The 4,941-nt window shown below is 37.1% G+C and carries 7 protein-coding genes; all 7 read left to right on the top strand.

Annotated features, from left to right (window positions below):
* Positions 1-393 precede the first annotated feature (393 nt).
* Positions 394-945, top strand: a complete 552-nt coding sequence (locus R7Z49_RS23000) for a Bro-N domain-containing protein (RefSeq protein WP_318112086.1) — start codon at positions 394-396, stop codon at positions 943-945.
* A 273-nt stretch (positions 946-1,218) separates the two neighbouring features.
* Positions 1,219-1,446, top strand: a complete 228-nt coding sequence (locus tag R7Z49_RS22995) for a hypothetical protein (protein WP_258483001.1) — start codon at positions 1,219-1,221, stop codon at positions 1,444-1,446.
* A complete protein-coding gene (locus R7Z49_RS22990; RefSeq protein WP_258483003.1) occupies positions 1,446-1,658 on the top strand; it encodes a hypothetical protein in 213 nt (70 codons plus the stop codon). Before R7Z49_RS22995 ends, R7Z49_RS22990 begins: the two co-directional genes overlap by 1 nt.
* Positions 1,659-1,731: 73 nt before the next feature.
* Positions 1,732-1,905, top strand: a complete 174-nt coding sequence (locus R7Z49_RS22985) for a hypothetical protein (RefSeq protein WP_161939210.1) — start codon at positions 1,732-1,734, stop codon at positions 1,903-1,905.
* The gene (locus tag R7Z49_RS22980) at positions 1,871-3,652 is read left to right on the top strand and encodes a hypothetical protein (RefSeq protein ID WP_258483007.1); all 1,782 of its coding nucleotides are present in this window, start codon (positions 1,871-1,873) and stop codon (positions 3,650-3,652) included. Before R7Z49_RS22985 ends, R7Z49_RS22980 begins: the two co-directional genes overlap by 35 nt.
* Positions 3,653-3,793: 141 nt before the next feature.
* Positions 3,794-4,222, top strand: coding sequence for a hypothetical protein (locus tag R7Z49_RS22975; RefSeq protein ID WP_140099316.1), 429 nt, complete (start codon positions 3,794-3,796; stop codon positions 4,220-4,222).
* 227 nt (positions 4,223-4,449) lie between these two features.
* Entirely contained in the window at positions 4,450-4,914 is a 465-nt protein-coding gene (locus R7Z49_RS22970) for a hypothetical protein (RefSeq protein ID WP_318112084.1), read from the top strand.
* Positions 4,915-4,941 lie beyond the last annotated feature (27 nt).

The raw sequence follows: 4,941 nt of genomic DNA, 5'->3' as shown, positions 1-4,941 counted from the left end.
TGAAACTCAGTATATTGTTTAATAATTATTCAATTTCGGACGACTTGGTTTTCTGTCCGAATTACGCAACAAAGCCAGTTAGACTCTATATAAGTGTATTAGTAATTAGAAGTATTATTATTATTGGATGAGAGAGAGAGAGAGATTAATAACATTAGTGTTAATAGTTGATTAGCTGTAAGTAATAGTACGAAATCATAACCTCACAAAAAAAATGGGGGACTTCTGAGACTGAAAAGCTAGGTATATTAATACATATGAGACTATGACTAGACTCTATATAAGTGTCTTAGTTAAGTAAGTAAGTATTAAGTAATTGGATAAGTATTAATCATAGATCATCCCTAACAAACAACTGTGAGATTATTGAAATTAAATAAGGAGAAATAATACATGAACAAAGAAATGCAGATTTTTGATTACGATGGTATGAACATTGAAACTATTATGTGGGAGAATCATAAGGGGAAGGTTGTTCCTTACTTTAAAGGAGGGGATATCGCAACAATACTTTGTTATGAACGTCCAGCAAAGGCTGTTCAAGACCATTGTAAAAATATTGCAAAGATTTCTAAACTAGATTACCAAAAATCAGTACATCCTGAAACAGGACAAGTAACACCATACAAGGCTCTTACTGATAGTGGTTACTCACATGGAGAGATTATTGCTAAACAGTCGTGGATTCCTGAGTCAGATGTGTATCGCCTTGTAATGAAATCTACATTACCTAGTGCTGAAAAATTCCAAGATTGGGTATGTGAAGAAGTGTTACCAAAAATTCGTCAAGATGGGATGTATATCGCTGGTGAGGAGAAAATTGATTCCGGTGAGATGTCTATTGAAGAAATGACATTGAAAGTACATGAGTATTTGCAGAATAAGGTGAATCGTCTTACTCTTAACGATTACTTTGAAATCAATAGCTTACCCACCCTCGCTTGACAAACTATTTTTAGATGGTAGATTGGTAAGTATAGATAGAGATAAAAGTCAACTTGAACAACTTAAAAAGCGACATTGGTCACAAATAGTTGTTGACAACCATTCTCATTTAGTGTTATTATATAAGAATAGTAATTCAGTTTACTACTCTAACATCCAGATCGTCCCCGATCACCTTACCACCTCACAATCTAATTTATACACTACGTGCTGAACTTGTTCAGAACCACACGTTGGTGGTTTTCTCGTATCTGCAATATAAGGATTTTTAATATGACATACACACTACCAGATGAAATTAAGTTAAACACGCTCCCACTCATCACACAATTGCAACTACGACGCTTAATGAATGGAAAGACAACACCAGCTAATGTGAGTCAACGAAAGGCTGTTCGAAATAAAGAAGGTAAATTCAGTGAGGCTATTCATTATGGGTTGGCTGTGTATATGTTTAGGTTGATTGAAGAATTTAATAATAATATTGGAGAGGGGGAATAATGCAATGTACTAAAACCGATATTCAACGGATTGTTGAGTCTTACTCAGCCCACAAAAACAAAGACATGTTCCTAGAGCAATTGATGCTCACAGGTGGCAACCCTAAGCAGATTAATAAGTTTCTGCCTGATACCTATAAACAACAGTTCACCAAGCATTTCAACCACTGCCAACACCTGGCTTATGTGTTGAGTAACGGATTTTGTTTATAAAATTTCTGGGGGCTTTTTCAGTCACAACCCAGATAGAACCTACATTCCAACGACAAAACAAAGGAAACATCAAATGTATATAAAGCACGACTTTAATGCAGACCAGTTTGCTTTCTTACTCCAGTTAGCGGAGCAGAACAATACGAGCATTAAGCGATTTGTCGAGAACCATTACAAAACTATCTTATCCGATCTCATGGAGCACAATAATAATGATACACAGCCAATTTCAGGAGATTGTCACTAAGTACGATCCTGATTTACCAATACCCTACTTTAAGTTTAAAGACCAAAGCTTTATTCGAGCCAACAGCTATCAAGCGAACTTGCAACCGTACACCAACAAAGCAACACAACCCGTTTATAACCAACTGATTCAATCTCTCTCCCCTGAATTTTCTACAGTTCGAAGAGATAAGAATAAAAACCCTCTACCTCTTTATGATCTGCAAGCTCAGATGATTACTTACATTGGTGCGTTAGCTATTAAGAATGGATACACAGCAATCAAGTTCCCGTTCAATAAAAACTATTACAACACACTGAACAGTATTCAAAACCGAATGGATACTAACGTGATCAGTTACGAACATACGATTGAGTTTGTAAATCGACTAGTGACCAATGGATACATGGTAAAGATTAAAGGGGCAAAGTATCAGAAAGACCATGATAGAAGCCATTCAAGTGTACTGGTATTCACTGAGAAGTTTTTAAAACTGTTCGATGGTGTTTATCTCAAAGCGGTGAAACCTCAACACAACTGGTTTGAACTACGTCTACGCAAACAAAATAAGATAGATGTTAAGACCGTTGTCGCCGTAAATGATGAGATCAGCTTTACCAATTCTAAGATTTATAAACGTGCTATCACCAATCTAAACAAGTTGTGTATGGAACAACCGATCACAATGAATGGGTTTGCTTGGCAACCTCAATTTCAAGCCGTTGGTTTGATTGATATTGAAGAAGATATCAACTCTTGGGATCGAGATATGGGAATGCGTATTTATGGTGGGTCATTCCAGTGTGAACCAAGCGGTAAGCTTAACAAGCACAAAGAGCTAAACTTAGGTCGTCAGACATTACGTATCAAATACAATGACACGGTAGAGGCGGATTATTCAGGAATCCATATTTCGGCGGCCTATATAAAATCTGGTGAATACTACAACCCAGAACTAGACATGTACGCCCTTCAGTTTACTGATTTTATCAATGATGGTTATGACGCTGACCAACTTCGTCAGCTTACCAAAATGTCAGTAAACATGATGTTCAACGCTAAAAATGATGGTGATGCAAGAGCAGCTATCCAAGCAAACTACAACAAGCTGAAAAAAACCGAATATAACAGTATTCATAATCTTAACATTCTTGGTCTGATGGATGAGATCAAGCGTATGCACTCTCCTATTGCACACTTATTTTGTAGTGATCTTGGTGTCAAGTTACAAACCATTGATTCAGAAATTGCTATCCGTGTGATCGACCACTTCACAAAGAAAGGTGTGATTTGCTTACCTTACCATGATTCATTTTGTGTTGAGGCTCAATACAGAGAAGAACTGATCGAAGTAATGGAAAAAGCTTGGAAGAAAGTTTTAACCAAAACAGACTTGTGCAAAATCAAAGTGTCCTTACACGATCAAGGGATTACGTATCAAGCGAAGGTTTTTGAAACTGTAGACCGATATGTGTTCAAACCTACGGAGCAATTACAACCGGAATTCGAAACTATACCGGATATAGCCTACCGTGATGATTTGAGTCGAGCACATGAGGAAGAACTCGAAAACCTATTACTTGATGAGAATCTACAGCCGTTTGAACGAAATGGAAAACTTAAACCGCAGTTCAGTAATTGGGATGCTGAGCTAATACGGACAGTAAACAAGGAAATGCTAGATAGTTGTCATTGCTGCAGTAGTTGTAACACCTACAGTCGTGATGATGCTTGCTTTAATCCTGATTGTACATCCCTTCCCTTTTAGAACTTCGTCAGTGCAACGCTGACAACTAGACCCACCGCAACCCACAACATAAAACAATAGATACATGCTCAAAAGCACAATGTAGGCATTCTCACGAGCTTTTGAATGTGTACCCGACACAACACAAGAGGAAACAATAATATGAAAACTAATGACACTTTTATTCTTTTAAAACCAGAAGAAGCGGAAACGCTGTTCATAACTCAAGATCGAGATATTGCCCTTGATATCTTAAAAAGCTCAACACCTGAATCATTAAGCTGGTGTGAACTCGAACTCAATGAAGAAGTTCAGGAGAGCATATACTTATACCTTGATGAATGGATCGATATGAACGATATCAAGATCCCATACAAAAGGATTGAACATGGTGGTTTTGCTTATGACCCAATTACAGTAGATGAGTTTGTTATTATCCTACGTGATTACCCCGATGCTGCAAGCAAACTGATTGAACTATCAGATTTAAGAAAATATCCGGTGTTGATGGAACAATTCTCACTATTGGCAGCAGAACTTGAACGTGAAGTTTATGAAATCTATCAGAAATTCCCATTGAAAGATAAGTAACAGCAGCCCAATACAACCCTCTGTAACACCCTCAGAACCTATCTAAATAAAACCTAATATATTGCCCTATCTATACGTGCTGAAACGCTTGTAGACACACTCACGCACGTAATTTGGGGCAGAAATAACTATAAGGATAATAACGTGAAGAAATACCGAATCAAAGCAATCAGAAAGAGCCGTAAACGTTTTAACTTTTCATTATTGAACAAATAAGAGGTGAACTAATGGAAGACTTAAACAACAAATATGAACTTCTATACTCAAAACTCGAACCAGTTAAGCAAGAAAAGTTAAGAAATATTGTTGATCAATGGTTGCCTCAGTATAAGCAAGATTTAAATACAGTTTTGGAAGAACACCCAAACCTACACCTTGTACAGTCCCCAGTACTAGTGCCTGTTGGTGGAGGTGTTGCAGTGAGTAAGATGCGCTTTCAAACCTATCTCAAGAATTCAAAGACAGATACAATTTTTTTGTTAGATGTTGGTTTGTATTCATATAAAGAGAAAGGAGAAAAGGAGCGTGTACCATTTATTTTAAAATGGCTGGAACGAGCATTAACGCCACGAAAGAAGAAAAAAGAACCTAAGAACCTTGTTGAACGCTTCGAGTTAATGTTGAAATCCTTCGATAACGGCAGGGCTTTGTTGCGTAATTCGATGGAACTAAATCAGGAAGTTACGATCTGATCGGTTACATCAGTTAATCATCGTAGC

It is taken from the genome of Vibrio sp. 1562 (assembly GCF_033340155.1).
GTDB lineage: Bacteria > Pseudomonadota > Gammaproteobacteria > Enterobacterales > Vibrionaceae > Vibrio > Vibrio alginolyticus.
This window is presented reverse-complemented; position numbering and strand designations above follow the sequence as displayed.

Coding starts and splice junctions, on each gene's coding strand:
- R7Z49_RS23000 (WP_318112086.1), top strand. CDS start 394: ATGAACAAAGAAATGCAGATTTTTGATTACGATGGTATGAACATTGAA.
- R7Z49_RS22995 (WP_258483001.1), top strand. CDS start 1,219: ATGACATACACACTACCAGATGAAATTAAGTTAAACACGCTCCCACTC.
- R7Z49_RS22990 (WP_258483003.1), top strand. CDS start 1,446: ATGCAATGTACTAAAACCGATATTCAACGGATTGTTGAGTCTTACTCA.
- R7Z49_RS22985 (WP_161939210.1), top strand. CDS start 1,732: ATGTATATAAAGCACGACTTTAATGCAGACCAGTTTGCTTTCTTACTC.
- R7Z49_RS22980 (WP_258483007.1), top strand. CDS start 1,871: ATGATACACAGCCAATTTCAGGAGATTGTCACTAAGTACGATCCTGAT.
- R7Z49_RS22975 (WP_140099316.1), top strand. CDS start 3,794: ATGAAAACTAATGACACTTTTATTCTTTTAAAACCAGAAGAAGCGGAA.
- R7Z49_RS22970 (WP_318112084.1), top strand. CDS start 4,450: ATGGAAGACTTAAACAACAAATATGAACTTCTATACTCAAAACTCGAA.